The 15,879-nt window shown below is 70.0% G+C and carries 11 protein-coding genes and 1 pseudogene; 7 read left to right on the forward strand and 5 right to left on the reverse strand.

Annotated features, from left to right (window positions below):
- Window positions 1-111: 111 nt before the first annotated feature.
- The 4 genes from ABZ928_RS03060 to ABZ928_RS03075 all read left to right on the forward strand — a co-directional run bounded on the left by ABZ928_RS03060 (window position 112) and on the right by ABZ928_RS03075 (window position 7,302).
- Window positions 112-1,260, forward strand: coding sequence for an ROK family glucokinase (locus ABZ928_RS03060; RefSeq protein ID WP_361514921.1), 1,149 nt, complete (start codon window positions 112-114; stop codon window positions 1,258-1,260).
- Window positions 1,261-1,268: 8 nt separating this feature from the next.
- Window positions 1,269-1,850: a sugar kinase gene (locus ABZ928_RS03065; protein ID WP_361514707.1), complete on the forward strand. Its 582-nt coding sequence runs from the start codon at window positions 1,269-1,271 to the stop codon at window positions 1,848-1,850.
- A 125-nt stretch (window positions 1,851-1,975) separates the two neighbouring features.
- On the forward strand, window positions 1,976-4,843 hold the full coding sequence (locus ABZ928_RS03070) for an SNF2-related protein (RefSeq protein ID WP_361514708.1): 2,868 nt from the start codon (window positions 1,976-1,978) through the stop codon (window positions 4,841-4,843).
- A complete protein-coding gene (locus ABZ928_RS03075; RefSeq protein ID WP_361514709.1) occupies window positions 4,840-7,302 on the forward strand; it encodes an SWIM zinc finger family protein in 2,463 nt (820 codons plus the stop codon). Before ABZ928_RS03070 ends, ABZ928_RS03075 begins: the two co-directional genes overlap by 4 nt.
- Before the next feature lie 62 nt (window positions 7,303-7,364).
- Here the strand turns inward: ABZ928_RS03075 and ABZ928_RS03080 are convergent, their stop codons facing one another.
- The 3 genes from ABZ928_RS03080 to ABZ928_RS03090 all read right to left on the reverse strand — a co-directional run bounded on the left by ABZ928_RS03080 (window position 7,365) and on the right by ABZ928_RS03090 (window position 8,705).
- Window positions 7,365-7,805 (reverse strand): SRPBCC domain-containing protein, encoded by a 441-nt coding sequence (locus tag ABZ928_RS03080; RefSeq protein ID WP_361514710.1) that lies wholly within the window; start codon window positions 7,803-7,805, stop codon window positions 7,365-7,367.
- 91 nt (window positions 7,806-7,896) lie between these two features.
- Window positions 7,897-8,244, reverse strand: a complete 348-nt coding sequence (locus ABZ928_RS03085; RefSeq protein WP_361514711.1) for a metalloregulator ArsR/SmtB family transcription factor — start codon at window positions 8,242-8,244, stop codon at window positions 7,897-7,899.
- Entirely contained in the window at window positions 8,241-8,705 is a 465-nt protein-coding gene (locus ABZ928_RS03090) for an SRPBCC family protein (RefSeq protein ID WP_361514712.1), read from the reverse strand. Before ABZ928_RS03090 ends, ABZ928_RS03085 begins: the two co-directional genes overlap by 4 nt.
- A gap of 209 nt (window positions 8,706-8,914) precedes the next feature.
- Between ABZ928_RS03090 and ABZ928_RS03095 the strand changes: the two are divergent.
- Window positions 8,915-9,016 (forward strand): annotated as a pseudogene (locus tag ABZ928_RS03095) (3-oxoadipate enol-lactone hydrolase); the annotation flags it as partial.
- A gap of 501 nt (window positions 9,017-9,517) precedes the next feature.
- On the forward strand, window positions 9,518-11,494 hold the full coding sequence (locus tag ABZ928_RS03100) for a protein kinase (protein ID WP_361514713.1): 1,977 nt from the start codon (window positions 9,518-9,520) through the stop codon (window positions 11,492-11,494).
- 299 nt (window positions 11,495-11,793) lie between these two features.
- Here the strand turns inward: ABZ928_RS03100 and ABZ928_RS03105 are convergent, their stop codons facing one another.
- Complete coding sequence (locus ABZ928_RS03105) at window positions 11,794-13,863, reverse strand: NACHT domain-containing protein (RefSeq protein ID WP_361514714.1); 2,070 nt, start codon at window positions 13,861-13,863, stop codon at window positions 11,794-11,796.
- Between the two features lie 277 nt (window positions 13,864-14,140).
- On the opposite strand from ABZ928_RS03105, the gene ABZ928_RS03110 reads away from it, so the two are divergent.
- The gene (locus ABZ928_RS03110; protein ID WP_361514715.1) at window positions 14,141-14,365 is read left to right on the forward strand and encodes a hypothetical protein; all 225 of its coding nucleotides are present in this window, start codon (window positions 14,141-14,143) and stop codon (window positions 14,363-14,365) included.
- Here the strand turns inward: ABZ928_RS03110 and ABZ928_RS03115 are convergent.
- A complete protein-coding gene (locus ABZ928_RS03115) occupies window positions 14,314-15,687 on the reverse strand; it encodes a hypothetical protein (protein ID WP_361514716.1) in 1,374 nt (457 codons plus the stop codon). The genes ABZ928_RS03110 and ABZ928_RS03115 overlap by 52 nt on opposite strands.
- Between the last annotated feature and the right edge of the window lie 192 nt (window positions 15,688-15,879).

Raw genomic sequence — 15,879 nt, forward strand, 5'->3', positions numbered from 1 at the left:
GGGGAACTGCGCGATCAGCCACAACGCACCCGCACCCGGCAAACATCTCGCACCACCCCATTGCTCCCCCGCACAGCACCCTTACTCACGGTGAGGCAGAATCGGGCGGTGATGAGCACCTACGGCAACTTCACCGCCCCCATCGGCTCCCGCCGCGCCCCGGTACTGCGCACTGTCGGCACACGGGAGCGCCGCTCACACCTGACCGCACCCCGCGTGCCAACGGTCGGCATCGACATCGGCGGCACAAAGGTGATGGCAGGCGTGGTCGACGCCGACGGCAACATCCTGGAGAAGCTCCGCGCGGAGACCCCGGACAAGTCCAAGAGCCCCAAGGTCGTAGAGGACACCATCTGCGAACTGGTCCTGGACCTGTCCGACCGCCACGACGTGCACGCGGTCGGCATCGGCGCGGCCGGCTGGGTCGACGCCGACCGCAACCGCATCCTGTTCGCCCCGCACCTGTCCTGGCGCAACGAACCCCTCCGCGACCGCCTCGCGGGACGGCTCGCCGTACCGGTCCTGGTGGACAACGACGCCAACGCCGCCGCCTGGGCGGAGTGGCGCTTCGGCGCCGGCCGCGACGAGGACCACCTGGTCATGATCACGCTGGGCACCGGCATCGGCGGCGCGATCCTGGAGGACGGCCAGGTCAAGCGCGGCAAGTTCGGGGTCGCCGGAGAGTTCGGCCATATGCAGGTCGTCCCCGGCGGACACCGCTGCCCGTGCGGCAACCGCGGCTGCTGGGAGCAGTACAGCTCCGGCAACGCGCTGGTCAGGGAGGCCAAGGAGCTGGCCGCGGCCGACTCCCCGGTGGCGTACGGGATCATCGAGCACGTCAAGGGGCAGATCGGCGACATCACCGGCCCGATGATCACCGAGCTGGCCCGTGACGGCGACGCGATGTGCATCGAGCTGCTCCAGGACATCGGCCAGTGGCTCGGCGTCGGCATCGCCAACCTCGCGGCCGCCCTGGACCCGTCCTGCTTCGTGATCGGCGGCGGTGTGTCGGCCGCCGACGAGCTGCTGATCGCCCCCGCGCGGGACGCGTTCAAGCGCCAGCTCACCGGGCGCGGCTACCGCCCCGAGGCACGCATCGTCCGCGCCCAGCTCGGTCCCGAGGCCGGCATGGTCGGCGCCGCCGATCTCGCCCGGCTGGTCGCCCGCCGCTTCCGGCGCGCCAACCGGCGCCGGGTCGAGCGGTACGAGCGCTACGCCAAGTACACGGAGTCCCGCCGTACGACTCAGGGACAGGCGTGACTCCGGCCGTGACCGCTTCCGTACCGCGTCAGGGCGACGCCCCGGACGAGCCGCCCCGGCCGACCGAGGACCGCCGCCACCGCAACCGCCGCCGTGCGCTCACGCTGCTCATCATCGTGCTGCTCATCGGCGTCCCGGCCGGCTATCTGGTGATCTCCGCGAACCAGAGCCGCAACAGCGGCAAGGACAAGGAGGCGAAGTACTCCGCGACCGGCCTCACGGCGGGCTGGCCGTCCAAGGTGCAGCGCCGCATCTACCAGGTGCCGATCCCGCACCCCGCGGACCGGATCGCGTACTACGAGACCAACAACTGGCGGACCAGCCGCCTCTACGTCCAGTTCCGCACCTCGAACGCGGGCCTCGACACCTTCCTGGCGGGTATCGGCGTCAACCGGGACGACCTGGAGGCGGGCGAGATCACCATCAGCGCCCGCGACCAGAAGATCACCGGCTGGAAGTTCACGGGTCCGGGGCTCTGGTCGGGCCTCGTCCACGAGCAGAAGAACCCGGCGCCGACCCACGACATCGTGGTGAACACGGCGGACCCGGCCAACCCGATGGTGTACGTGGTCTCGCGCACCGTCCCGTAGCCCACCGGCCCTTGTCGCACGCTCCCGGACCGCCGTGCGGCCGGTCGTCGGCACCGATTGTCAGACCCCGCCCGTAGAGTCGAAGACGTCTGATCCGACACGCGGGACGGGAGGTGGCAGAACGTATGAGTGACATGCTCGCCGTGGACGGGCGACCGGCGGAGGGGGTCCCGGTGCAGCCGGTGTCCGTGCGCCTCGCCGCCGTCTTCCTGCCCGCGCCCCTCCCTCGCGAGGGCCGGATGGCCTTCTGGGACCCCGAGGACGGACCGCTGCCCGGAGGCGACAAGGACTTCACGGACCCCACAGCCCCTGCCGAACTCACGGAACTCACCGTCGTACGGCCGCACGGCGCCGGAGTACGCCGCAGGAGCGCCCCCGCGCTCACCCTGCCCCTCGTCGACGCCCTGCCCCTCCTCGTGCGCGCCCGGCGCGACCCCGCCGCCCACCCCGCCACCGCCTGCTGGGGCGCGGCGGCGCTGCACGCGCTGCGGCTCACCGCGCGCGGCCGCCTCCTGCCCGGCCTCACTGCCACCGGCCACGACGCCTGGCGGGCCGGCCCCCTGGACCCGGACGACATCGCGCACCTGCGCGCGGTCGCCGCCGCCCTGCCCTACGAGGGCCACGCGGTCCCGCTGCCCGGCCCCGGCCCGCTCCGGCTCCCCGCACCGGAAGCGCTGCTGCGCTCCTTCCTGGACGCCGTCGCCGACACCCTCCCGCGCACCCCGGCGGCGCCCCTCGCCTCCGGCCGCCCCTTCGCGGACCGCCGCCCGCAGCGCCTGCCCCAGGCGCAGGACTGGGCCGCCGAGGTCGCCGCCGGCATGGACGCGGGCGTGCGGATCTCGCTCCGCCTCGACCTGTCGGCGTACGACCTGTTCGACGAGGGCGGAATGGCCCGCGCCGCCGGTGCCGCGATCGTCCAGGTGCACAGCCTCGCCGACCCCACGCTCGTCGCCGACGCGGCGGCCCTGTGGGCGGGCGAGGCGGACGCGGTGTTCGGCCCACGCGCCCGCGTGGACGCGGCCCTGGCCGTCCGGCGCGCCGCGCGCGTCTGGGCGCCCCTGGACCGGCTCTCCGAGCAGGACGTGCCCGACGTACTGGCCCTGTCCGAGACGGAGTTGGGCGACCTGCTGGGCGTCGCCGCGACGCGGCTCGCGGCGGCCGGGGTCGCCGTGCACTGGCCCCGAGACCTGGCGCAGGACCTGAGCGCGGCAGCGGTGGTACGGCCCGCCCCGGGCTCGGCGACCGACGGCACGGGCTTCTTCGAGAGCGAGGAACTCCTCCAGTTCCGCTGGCAGTTGGCGCTCGGCGGCGACCCGCTCTCCGAGGCCGAGATGGACGCGCTCGCCGAGGCCCACCGGCCCGTGGTCCGGCTGCGCGACCAGTGGGTGCTGGTCGACCCGGCGCTTGTCCGCAAGGCCCGCAAGCGCGAACTGGGCCTGCTCGACCCGGTCGACGCGCTGTCCGTCGCGCTCTCCGGCACGGCGGAGGTCGACGGCGAGACGGTGGAGGCGGTCCCGGTCGGCGCGCTGGCGGCACTGCGGGACCGGCTGACGGCGGGGGTGCGGTCGGCCGAGCCGCCGCCGGGTCTCCGGGCCACGCTGCGGGACTACCAACTGCGGGGTCTGGCCTGGCTGGACCTCATGACCTCCCTCGGCCTCGGCGGCTGCCTCGCCGACGACATGGGCCTGGGCAAGACCATCACGCTGATCGCCCTGCACCTGAAGCGCGCCCGCAGCGAACCGACCCTGGTGATCTGCCCGGCCTCCCTGCTCGGCAACTGGCAGCGGGAGATCACCCGGTTCGCGCCCGGCGTCCCCGTGCGCCGCTTCCACGGCCCCGACCGCACCCTGGACGACCTGGACGGCGGCTTCGTCCTCACGACGTACGGCACCATGCGGTCGGCGGCGGCGAGGCTGGCCGAGCAGCGCTGGGGCATGGTCGTCGCGGACGAGGCGCAGCACGTGAAGAACCCGTACTCGGCGACGGCGAAAGCCCTGCGCACGATCCCGTCCCCCGCGCGCGTGGCGCTGACCGGCACGCCCGTCGAGAACAACCTGTCGGAACTCTGGGCCCTGTTGGACTGGACGACCCCGGGCCTGCTCGGCCCGTTGAAATCCTTCCGCGCCCGCCACGCACGCGCGGTGGAGAACGGCGAGGACGAGGAGGCGGTTGGTCGCTTGGCCCGCCTGGTCCGCCCCTTCCTCCTCCGCCGCAAGAAGTCGGACCCCGGGATCGTCCCCGAGCTGCCGCCCAAGACGGAGACGGACCACCCGGTCCCGCTCACCCGTGAACAGGCCTCCCTCTACGAGGCGGTGGTACGCGAGTCGATGCTGGCGATCGAGACGGCGGAGGGCATCGCACGCAGGGGCCTGGTGCTGAAGCTGTTGGGGGCGCTGAAGCAGATCTGCGATCACCCAGCGCTCTACCTGAAGGAGGAGTCGGGCCCGGCCGACCGCCTGGCGGCCCGCTCCGGCAAACTCGCCCTCCTGGACGAGCTGTTGGACACGCTGCTGGCCGAGGACGGTTCGGCGATCGTCTTCACGCAGTACGTAGGAATGGCCCGTCTGATCACCGCCCACCTGGCCGACCGCGCGGTCCCGGTGGACCTGCTCCACGGCGGTACGCCGATCCCCGAGCGCGAGCGCATGGTGGACCGTTTCCAGAGCGGCGCGACCCCGGTGCTGGTCCTCTCCCTGAAGGCGGCAGGCACGGGCCTGAACTTGACCCGCGCGGGCCACGTGATCCACTTCGACCGCTGGTGGAACCCGGCCGTAGAGGAACAGGCCACCGACCGCGCCTACCGCATCGGCCAGACCCAGCCCGTCCAGGTCCATCGCCTCATCACCGAGGGCACCGTCGAGGACCGCATCGCCGAGATGCTGGAAGCGAAGCGCGCCCTCGCCGACGCCATCCTCGGCTCCGGCGAGGCCGCCCTCACCGAACTGACGGACCGCGAACTCTCCGACCTCGTCTCCCTGCGGAGCACGTCATGACCGGCGGCCCGGCAGACGAGGCCCGCCGGGCCCTCCGGGAGGCACGGCAACGCCGGGAGGCGGAGCGGCGGGGGAGGGGCGAGGGGTGCGACTCCGAGGCGGCGGGAGCGGCGGGTGAGAGGCCTGGAGAGCTGGCGGGTCGTGCGGTCGCGGCTGAGGGAGCTCGTGGGGAGCAGGGGCTGACGGAGTCCGAGCGGTCCACTGGGGGCTCGGAGGGTCCGGTCATGTCTGAGGGCGCTGCGGAGGAGCCCGTGGTGTCGGGGAGGGTGTCGGATTCGGGGGAGGACCCGACCGTTCCCGTGAGCTCGGCGGAAGGGGGTCCGAGGCCCGGACCGGCCGTCGGTGCACCGGCCGCGGCTGAGGAGCCGCAACCGCGTGGTGCGCGGCCGGGTGATGCCGCCCGGGCCGCGCTGCGGGGTGCGCTCTCCAGCCGACATGTCGAACTCGGTGGAGGAGAGCGGCGCGTCGACACGGCTCATGCTGAGGCGGACCCATCGGGGGTCGCCTCGACTACGGGAACAGCCTCGCCGTCCGGTGCGCCCGGGACATCCGACGCCTCCGGCGCGGAGACCGGACAGCTCGGCGACGCGGCGAAAACCACCTCCGGCGGCGGGGGAGGAGAAAGCGCTCCGCAGCGCCCGCGGCCCGCGGACCGGGTGCGTGAGGCGTTGCGGATCGCACGTGCCGAGGAGCGGCGAAACCGCCCGGAGACCACGCCTGGGCGCTCCGACAGCGGGGACCGCCCCCGCCGCACGCCACCGCCGGCTCCCGCCGCGCGAGGCGGTGCGGGCGGCCGTACCGCCGCGGAGCGCGCCCGTGTCGTACGGGAGTCGATGGCCGACGCGTTCCGTATGCCCGACGACGAGGACGAGACCGGCGGGCGGGACACCGGCCTTGCCGGCGAGCGACCGTCCTCGGCGGGGCGCGCCGACGGCGCAGCGGACCTGGGGAGTTCGGCGGAGAGGCCCGCTGGACCCGCCCACGCCTCGGAGCCCACCGATCCCGCCTGGTACGGCACCGGCCACGCCTCGGACGGCGCCGACTACGCGCCGCCTGGCACCGCCCCCGCCTCGCAGGGCGCCGACCCCACCCCGCCCTCCTCTGCCCCCACCCCGTCCGCCACCGCCCACTCCGCCCCCCACCCCACCCCCTCGCCCTCCCTCACACCCCCCACCCCCCACCACCCCCGCTCCATGGCCGCCCCCGGCCGAGACGGTGAACTCCGCCGCACCTTCCCGCCGTTCACCCCCCGCGTCTCCGACGACAACCCCGGGTTCGCCGAGACCTGGTGGGGCAATGCGTGGGTGGAGGCGTTGGAGAAGGGGGCGTTGGACGCCAAGCGGCTGGCGCGGGGGCGGGGTTATGCCGAGCAGGGGCATGTGGACGCGATCACCGTGACGCCGGGGCTCGTGCTGGCGTATGTGCAGGGGAGCCGGCCGCGGCCGTACCGGGTGCAGGTGCGGTTGCGGACGCTGGGCGATGACGACTGGGACCGTTTCCTGGACGCGGCCGCCGAGCGGACCGGGCACATCGCGGCGCTGCTCGACAAGGAGATGCCGCACTCCCTCGCCGAGGGCAAGGTCCGGCTGCTCCCCGGACCGGGCGAGCTCGAACCGCAGTGCAGCTGCCCCGACCGCGGCCACCCCTGCAAGCACGCCGCCGCCCTCTGCTACCAGACGGCGCGTCTGCTCGACGCCGACCCGTTCGTGCTGCTTCTGCTGCGCGGCCGCGGTGAACGCGAGCTGCTCGACGCGCTGTCCAGGCTGAGCGCCGCCCGCGCGGCACGCGCCGCCCAGGAGAAGGGACCCGCGCCGCTGCCGGGCGTACGCGCCTCGGAGGCGCTGCGGCCCCGCCGACTCCCGCCCCTGCCCGCACCGTTGGCGCCGCCACCGCACCCCGAGCAGCCCCCGGTCTATCCGGCGGCCCCGGGCGGCCCGGATCCCTTCGCGCTGGACCAGCTGGCCACCGACGCGGCGGGGCGCGCCCACGCGCTGCTCACCACCGGCCGTGATCCGGTCGCCGAGCTGACGCTGTGGCAGGACGCGGTACGGCTCGCCGCGGCCCGCCCCGGTTCCGGCCTCACCGCCGCGACCCGCTCGCTGTACGCCTCGCTCGCCTCGGCCGCCGACCGCACCCCGGCCGACCTGGCGCGCGCGGTGGCCGCCTGGCGGCAGGGCGGGTTCGAGGGCCTCGCCGTCCTGGAGGAACCCTGGGACCCGCCGGCCGGCCGCTTCGACCGGGCCCGCCCGCTCCTCCTCGCCGCCGACCTCCCGGCCTTCCGCCCCTGGCGCAACCACCTCACCCACCCCCGCGGCCATGTCCAACTCCGCCTGGGCCGCGACGGCTTGTGGTACGCCTACGAATCCGACCCCGGCGCCGACGACTGGTGGCCCCGTGGCACCCCCGACCTCGACCCGGTCGGCGCCCTGACCGGCCTGGGCGGCTCGCCGGAGGGCTGACACGGCTCACATGACGCGCACCCTCTTCAACTTCAACTTCGGCAGGATCCGCCGGACCGGCCCTAGTGCCAGTTGCTGACCTTCACGTCGTGCGGCGCGGGCTCGCCCTTCCCGGTTTCGAGCAGCTGCTTCAGGCTCATCAGGAAGGTCGCCCACTTGGTGCTGCAGTGGTACATGAACTCCACCGGCTCCTTCCAGCCCTCGTGCCGGAACAGCACGATCGTGAAGTCGTCCTCCTGCTTGAGCTCGAAGCGGACGTGTGTGCCGATCCACTCCTCGGGTCCGTCGACGACCTCCCAGAGGACGAGTTCGGCCGGCCGGGCCTCCAGGACCTTCATGTCGAAGCCGCCGGCGTCGAAGCGGAACCGGATCACTCCGCCGACCTTGTCGTCGCCCGCGGTGTCCTCGGTCCACCAGGCGGCCAGGCCGTCGATCGTCGTCAGGGCCGTGTACACGGCGTCCGGGGACGTGATGACGCCGACCCTGTGCAGGATGTCCACCATGTCGATGTCTCTTTCCGTGAGGGCGCCCGGATGAGGGCGCGGTTCACCGGCGCCGCCACGGACGTGGCGACGTGTGCGCGGGGCCGAGAGGTCAGTTCTCCTGACCGTTCTCCTTGCCGCGCTGGATCGCTTCGGCGATCCGCTTGATGCGATGCAGCCGGGCGTCCCAGGCACTGCCGACGGAGGCCAGTTGCGCGACCGCGCGGGCGAGTTGGGCCTCGTCCACCTCGTAGCGGCGCTCACGTCCGGACGGAGTGACATGGACCAGCCCGACCCGCTGGAGCACGCCGAGGTGTTTGGCGACCGCCTGCCGGGTGACCGGGAGCCGGTCGCTGAGCGTGGTCGCCGTACCGCCGCCGGTCAGCAGCAGGTCGAGCATCCGGCGCCGGGTCGGGTCGCCGACCGCCGACCAGAGCTCGTCGTCGACGGTGACGCTCATCGCGCCGACCCCAGCCGGGCGGCGTACGCGATGAGGCGGGGCAGGAAGTGGTCCCAGCCGCGGACGTGGTCGCGGTACTGCTCCTCCAGCACGGCCGCCTCCCAGCCCTTCTCCCGGAACCCCGTCTCGGTGAAGCGCAGCAGGGTGCCCGCGCCCTTCGGGATCAACTCGAAGGTCACCAGGAGCGAGTTGCCCGATGTCGCGGCCGCCCCCTCGTCGTACACCCAGCGGAAGGAGAAGCGCCGGGGCGGGTCGGCCTCGACGACCGTGAGCGGTACGGCCTTCGCGTCCGGGGTGTCCCGGCCGCCGAAGGTGATCACTCCTGTGGCGCCGGGCACCGGCTCCAGGTCCGCTTCGTCCGGCCACCACTCCCGAAGGTGTTCGGGCCGGCTGACGACCTCGTAGACCACATCGGGTGTGGCCTCGATGTGGATCTCCCGCTCGATGCTGCCGTACTCCATCCCGCACTCCATCCCGGACATTCAGCATTCGCAACCTTTGGTTGCGTATCACTGTAGAGGTGTCCGCGAGTATGTGCAACCGTTGGTTGCGAATGACGGGTCGCCCGATGGATTTTCACCTGATCCGGCCCACATCCTCACACCCCCTGTCAGAGATCCTTACGGCCCCGGGCATAAGGGCGACAGCGAGATGTGGGAGCGTGAGTCGGGTGAGTGAGAGTACGTCCAAAACCCTGCAATACCGCCTTGACGGACCCGAAGAGGCCCCCGTGCTGATCCTGGGTCCCTCGCTGGGCACCACCTGGCACATGTCGTAGAAACCGTCCACAAGCGTCCAGTTGATCCAGGGTGAGCGCGTAAGTCCAGGTCACAGCCCTGTGACCTGAGTGCGTCCGCGGGGTTGGTGACCCGCCAGTGATCAATTGTGATTGCTCGTGACAGATGAGGACCCCCGCCGGATTGCTCCGGCGGGGGTCCTGCGTAGGCGGGGACAGCGTCGGCACACTGATGGGCAGGCGAGCCACGGGCATGCGCGCGTGGTCTCGCCCTGCGGGCTCTGCCGCGTCAGAGAGTCCAGGGGCATTATGCCTACAACCGTTGCGCGTTGGAGCAGATCATCGACAACCTGGTCGAGAACGCGCTACCCGTCCGGCGCGATCATCGCTCTGGCTACGGCATTGCTGACCGCCCCCTGAGAGGGCGACGCTCATTGTGATGATGCACAGATAACATCCAGCTTTCAGGCGTGGGCGCACCCTTTCGGCGGGCGTCCGGCCTTCATGGTCTGCCGGTGAAGGAGAACGGAAGCCCCTGTGAGCAGTTCTCGTGCCGACGGGCGGGTGTTGCCCGCCCGCCCTGGTGATCCGAAGCGGGTCGGTCCCTACCGGATCATCGGCCGTCTCGGCTCGGGCGGTATGGGGACAGTTCACGCCGGTCTCGACGCCGCCGGCCTCCGCGTCGCGGTGAAGGTCGTTCATCCTGCGCAGGCCGAGGATCCCGAGTTTCGGGCCCGGTTCCGCCGCGAGATTCAGCTCTCCGCGCGTGTGCAGGGGCCGTTCCTCATACCGCTGCTCGCCGCCGATCCGGATGCCGATTCGCCGTGGCTGGCCACTGCATACGCCCCAGGACCCACCCTCGACCGGCATCTCGCGAGCTACGGACCGCTTGCCGAGAGCACCTTGTACGCCTTCGCGACAGGCACCGCCCAGGCTCTCGCGGCCATTCACGCTGCTGGCGTCGTCCATCGAGATGTCAAGCCGCAGAACGTCATACTCACCCCTGCCGGCCCCCGCGTTCTGGACTTCGGTATTGCCCACGCCGCCGACGGTACGTCCGTGACCCGCACGGGCATCGTGACCGGCACCCCCGGCTGGATCAGCCCCGAGTATTACCGCGCCGGTAGCGCCGGCCCCGAAGGCGACCTGTTCGCCTGGGGCGCGCTCGTCGCCTACGCCGCCACCGGACGCCTTCCCTTCGGCACAGGAGCCCCTGACGTGGTCGCCTACCGCGTCATGTCCGAGGAACCCGACCTCCATGGCCTTCCCGACGAACTCCGCACCATCGTGGAAAGCGCCGTCGCCAAGGAGCCGGGCAGCCGAACCACCGCAAGTAAGGCCGCCGAGGAATGCGCCGTTCTTCTCGCGGCTCAGGCCACACAAGTCATCCCCGCCGGTGAGGAACGGACGCTGGTCGGTGATCTCGTCGCGGCTGAGTGGGACGTGCCCACCGTGGACGACCCGGCCTGGCACCCTCCCGCCCGTTCAAGCAGACGCACGGTGGGCATCGCCGTGGCCGCTAGCGTCGTCATCGGCGGCCTGACGGGCGGAGCGCTCGCCCTTCAGCCCGGCACGACCGAGAAACCCTCGTCCAGTTCACCCCACCACGTCAGCACGTCCTCCACGACGATCACCGATATATCCTCTCCCACTTCACCGACGGCAAGTCCCAAGACGCCTGACACATCACCACCCGTGGACGCCGACGAGGCGACGATCACCACATGGCGTGCGGCCCGCCGCGCCAAGGGAGAGGCGGAGATCGAGACCGAAGCCGCACTCGGCCACGATGTCGGCCTGGGAGTCGGCGAGGAGTACAACTACAGCGGCCAGTACGACGTGAGCTACGCCCAGCCGAGGAAAGAGATCTACATCGCCATCAGCGGCCCGACCGTCGAATCACGCGTCGTCCAGGGAGCGGCCAAGGATGCCTGTCTCACCCTGCGCATGATGGCAGACATCTACAAGGACCTTCCGTACGACGAGTACGTCCTGGTGGACAACACCACCCCCACGGCACCCGCAATCGTGTGGGAAGACGACTTCCGCACCAACACTGGCTGCGTCACACAGACCATCGAACGCACCACCACCGACCAGGGGCAGGACCCGAACTGGCATCCCAGCGAAGCCGGCCTGAAGGCGGCGCAGATCCCGAGTGCCGACAAGGACGAGATCCGAGTAGCAACCGAGGCGGTCGATGAGCTTTTCGTCGAGTGGAACGGCAATTCCCGGCTGTTCCAAGACCCCCGCTACATCAGCGACGAGAACACCAGCATCGGCTTCGCCCCGCACGAAGGCGTGATGTACGTGTGGGCGACCAAGCCCGAGTGGGATCAGAGCACGCGGCAGGATTGGGGGCGGATCGCCGCAGATGTGGCCTGTCAGTCAATCCTCACCGAATCCCGCTCCCGGCCGGAATGGGGGTATGCCCAGTATGCGGTTGCGGTCCTCGACGGCGTCGGCGGTACGGACTTCCTTCGCTGGGGTTCCGTCGGCAGTTGTGCGAGCTGACCCTCCTCACATTTCGGCCCAGGCGCCGGCGTTGATGCAGCGGCTGAGTGTCAGGCACCTGCAGGAAGCCCCCTGCTGGCCGCAGTTTTTGGGATCCGGCAGGCTCCACAGCGTCAGGTGGGGGCCTCCCCGCGCACGTTGTCGGGGATGTTGAGGTTAGCGCTCGCTGGGCGTTACTGAAGCAGGATCATCTTGCGGAGGAGTTCGAATCCGGCTCGCCCGTACAACTGCCTCTTGATCTTTGCGATAGGTTCGCTGTGCCTCTCGGACACCCTGGCTGATTCCGCCCGCCATACGAGTTAGAGCCGATGGTTGGGGTTGGCGAGCCAATCCTGAACTTCACGGTGGCGGAATTGGTATGCCGCTCCGGCAATCCGCAGTAGACCGGCTTGCTCTGCCCAGCGGAGATTATGGCCGAGCCGCCACGGCAGTTTCTGCGGGCTACGGCGCGTGCACATGAGCAGTGCCAGGTAGCGAGTTCCCGCGCTTGCTTGCCCGAATCCGGTCGCGAGGCCGAACATCAGCGCGCCGATGGAGCCGAACCAGAGTCCGAAGGTGAAGCCGGTCGCGACCCCGAACGCAGCCCCGACCATGAGGTCGGCCCGCACCGATTCGCGCGGATTGGTGACCGTGCCGCTGGGTGTACGGAGACCGATCACGAGCCCGCTCGCGAGCCCACCCGCAGGCCCAAACATGAGCCCCGCCTTGAGTTGCCCGGTGACTTGGGCACTCAACCCGATAATCAGTCCGACCGTCAGTCCGGCAGCAGCGGTGCCTCGGCCTGCGGCGGTCCGTAGCAGCCTAGGGTCGAAACGTGACGGCCTGGGCCACGCGGTGCGAGCTCTCCGCAGTACGGCTAGGCCAAACACCCCGCCCAGAACTGCATACGCGCCCAGGACCTGTTGTACGGGTAACTCGGGGGTGACGATGAGGCCGACGCTGACAATGATGGCGGTCAGCGAGGCCATTGCGGCCAGGATCAGGAGGTGCGCGATACGCGCGCGGCGGGGACCGGCCAGGGGCCACAGTTCGTGAGGGACTAGGTCGATTCCGGTCAGGCTGCGCCCGGCGACGATGCGTGCAGTTCTCGCGTTCGTATTCAGATAGGAGGCGAGGACACCGAGCCAGGCGCGAACGTGCGCCGGACTGGTGCGGCCGGGTGGCGGATGGGTGGCGATGGTGCTCGTGAGCCAGAGCTGCATGAGATGGTTGTGTAGTCGTTGTTCGGTGCTTAGGCCGATGTTGAGCAGGGCGCTGGGGGTGTTGAGGTGAACCCCGGTTGAGGGATCGCGTTGTTCATAGGCGGTGACGGCGATGGTGAGCCACCAGGGGTTGGACAGGGCGCGTGCCAGGCTTCCGGACCGATTTCCCTCCAATTCGTTTAGTACCGGTTCCCAGCGTGCGGCGGCGTCGGCTCGTTGTCGGATAAATGTTTGGGCCTGGCTGGGGGCTACAGGAGTAATTTCGATATGTGCGGCATCGCGCACCCATACCGGCATGTCCTGTAGATCCTGGTAGCGGCCACTCCGGGAGGTAAGTACCAGAGGGGCGCGAGTGCGGCCGTGCTGGTAGGAATTGAGGATGCCGAGCGCATGCCGGGCCCGGGAACCGTACGTATGGGCACTTGTGTCGGCGGCGTCCATCTCGTCCAGGCCGTCCAGTACGGGAAGAATCATCCCAGCGTCCACCAACGCCCGTGCTGCTGTCGGCGGGAGTCGGTAAGTCTCGACCAACGTCCTAGACATCCAAGAGGTGAACAGCCTGACCGGATCCGTTCCGACACCACTCGGGTTCGTGTCCGAAGCGAGTTCGGCCCAGGAGGACAACGCCAGTCGAACCGGCACCGGTTCTCCCGGCCGGGGCTGTTCCAGCAGTGCGAGGATGAGTTCGATTGCCAGCAGCGTCTTTCCTGCGCCGGGAGCACCAGTTACAACGAGCCGGCCTGCGCTCAGGCTGCGGTAGTAGTTGGCGACATCCCCAAGTTGCCCATGGACGGCTCCTACGTCAGCCTCATGGCCAGGAGTGTGGTGGAGGTCAAACTGAACGTCGATCACTTCGGTGCTGCCGTCCAACATCCGCGACCGGGCCCGCGTTTCCGCCGCCAAGACTCGCTGGGACAGCAGCATCGCCGTCGCCGTGGTATCACCGTCCGCCTGTCGCAACGCGCGCCAACTGAGCCACATAGATATCACCGCGACTACCAGGCTAGTGATCCCCAAAAGAGCTCCGAGCGGGTCGATATCTCCCTTCGTCGTTCCGGGGAGCACCAGCACCGCCATCAGAGCCAATGCCACCATCGCAACTGCGGCCCAAATCCAGGCCGAACCACACTTAGCCTTCGCCCCCATGGCTATGAGCATCGCGCTCATGACCGACCTAGCGCCATCGAACACTGGAAAATTTGGGAACGGAACGGTCTGCTGATCGTTGGTGCATCCCCTCTGCTCCCAGTTGGCTATACCCGATAGCTTCAGGGCTCTCATGCAATTCTGGGGGGCGGTCGCGGAGCGTCCCCACAGTGTTCGATTGCGGGGGTCGCACTCCAGTCAGACCGCGTGCACCATGCCGTCGTGCAGCGGTTGCTGACGCTCCATCAAGTAGGTGCGGAGCTTCACACTCCGGCGGTGGCCCATGACCGTGCCGGTCATGCAGTCCGACGCATGGTTGTGGGAGACGCTGGTGTTCGACGGGATCGACGACGTGTCCGTCGAGGAGGTGACCGTCGCCTTCGCGGTGGTCGGCAGCGTGGCCAGAGGACGCAGGATCGGTGCGTCCTGCCCGGGCTGCGGTCACTACTCGGAGCGCATACACGGCTCCTATCAGCGCAGACTGTGGGATCTCCCGCTCGGGTTGGCGGGTTGCACGGCTTGAGCCTTGCGCGCGGCGGCGAAGACGGCTCTGCGGGCACTGAACGGGTCGTGGGTGGCGGGCAGCCATGGGTGGGCCGCCAGGGCGGCGGCCAGTTGCCTGCACTCTTCCTGGGCTGCGAGCCACCGCTCTCGTTCTACATGCGTGATGTCGAATCGTCCCGCCGCGATGTCCGCTCCTGCCGGGAGGGTGTCGGCGAGTGCCGCAAGGTGCTGTAGGGCGGAGTCCAACGCCAGCCTCGCCGCAACTACATCGCCCGGGATCTCCCAGCCGTCCACGTTCCACGTGGACCTGTACTCCGGTGGCGGCTCCTTCGACAGCCAGTCGGAGGCATCGATGGGATCGCCACTGTCGCGGGGACGCGCGAGTTCCGCACGTATCCCGGTGTCCTCGCCATAGTGGCAGTGCGGGTCGGGCGGGAGCGGCTCGGCGGGGAGGAGAGCGGCGGTCGAGTCAGCAGCCGACGCCGGCAGATAGGGATCCGATTCCGGACGGCCCTGGAGGAACTCCGTCTTGTCCGACGGCTTCACCCACATGTGCCAGCCGCGCCGCCGCCCGGTGCGCGCTCGCATGAACAGCGTCACGAGCTCGCCCGTGGCCGTCATGCGCACCATGTCGTCGTAGTGCGCCTGCGTCGAGTCCCACGTGGCGTGCCAACCGCCACAGCGCGTACCCGTTCTGGGGCATTCGCGCTGAGTGCTCCAGTCGCAGCGGACCATGCGCAACGCCTTCACGCCTCCTCGTACGCGCAAGGCGTCCCGACTGCCCACGTCCTGCCATCGCTGGATGTTCAGCCTGGCCCAAGGCGCCCGATCGATGGCGAGAGAGTTCTCGTTCGTCACGAGCCACAGCGGTGTCAGGCCGTCGCCCACTGCAGTGCGGGTCCTGCTGTCCACAGAACCACTCGCGATCGGCGAGATCTGGATCTCGTAGCCGATCTTCTTTCCGCTGGCCCCGGCGACCGCTACATCCGTGCGACGGCGACCATGCACGGCCCGGTCTTCGACGGAGACGTTGAAGCCCTCCCGGCTGGCCACTTCGGCGGTGTGGTTCTTGAGCGCCATGTGCAGCTCGCTCTCGCCCGCTGTCTCGGACACCTCCCCCCTGGGCACGTGCCGGGCGTGGTAGCGGCCGTTCTTCTCGACGATGGTCATGAACCCGGGGCAGACGGTGCCGTACTCGTGGGCCCCGAGGCAGTAGAGAAGGTCGGGCTTGTAGTTGCGGTGAATCTCCTGCAGGAGCCCCGGGCGATCGGGGTTACCCAGGTCTGATGCACTCAAGTCGATAGTGATCCCGTAACCGCGATGCAGCACGTTGTGGGTCATGTTTTGAGAGTAAGTCCTGCCACTGACAATGGGGTTGGTTGCTGTGGCGAGTGTGGTCGGTTGCGGTGCCTCTGCCGACGACCAACCCCGACCTCTGAACGCGCTGCTTGACTTCGTGCGCTGTTGTGGTCGGCTGGGATCACGTTCTGCGTGTTGCGTGAGGGGAATTGAGCATGTTCCGCGGCCCCTGAG

It is taken from the genome of Streptomyces sp. NPDC046909 (assembly GCF_040644695.1).
Taxonomy (GTDB): Bacteria; Actinomycetota; Actinomycetes; order Streptomycetales; family Streptomycetaceae; genus Streptomyces.

What these genes read in the sequence shown, in the direction of transcription:
- ABZ928_RS03060 (WP_361514921.1), top strand. Translation starts at nt 112, where the DNA reads ATGAGCACCTACGGCAACTTCACCGCCCCCATCGGCTCCCGCCGCGCC.
- ABZ928_RS03070 (WP_361514708.1), top strand. Translation starts at nt 1,976, where the DNA reads ATGAGTGACATGCTCGCCGTGGACGGGCGACCGGCGGAGGGGGTCCCG.
- ABZ928_RS03075 (WP_361514709.1), top strand. Translation starts at nt 4,840, where the DNA reads ATGACCGGCGGCCCGGCAGACGAGGCCCGCCGGGCCCTCCGGGAGGCA.
- ABZ928_RS03080 (WP_361514710.1), bottom strand. Translation starts at nt 7,805, where the DNA reads ATGGTGGACATCCTGCACAGGGTCGGCGTCATCACGTCCCCGGACGCC.
- ABZ928_RS03085 (WP_361514711.1), bottom strand. Translation starts at nt 8,244, where the DNA reads ATGAGCGTCACCGTCGACGACGAGCTCTGGTCGGCGGTCGGCGACCCG.
- ABZ928_RS03090 (WP_361514712.1), bottom strand. Translation starts at nt 8,705, where the DNA reads ATGGAGTACGGCAGCATCGAGCGGGAGATCCACATCGAGGCCACACCC.
- ABZ928_RS03105 (WP_361514714.1), bottom strand. Translation starts at nt 13,863, where the DNA reads ATGAGCGCGATGCTCATAGCCATGGGGGCGAAGGCTAAGTGTGGTTCG.
- ABZ928_RS03110 (WP_361514715.1), top strand. Translation starts at nt 14,141, where the DNA reads ATGCAGTCCGACGCATGGTTGTGGGAGACGCTGGTGTTCGACGGGATC.
- ABZ928_RS03115 (WP_361514716.1), bottom strand. Translation starts at nt 15,687, where the DNA reads ATGACCCACAACGTGCTGCATCGCGGTTACGGGATCACTATCGACTTG.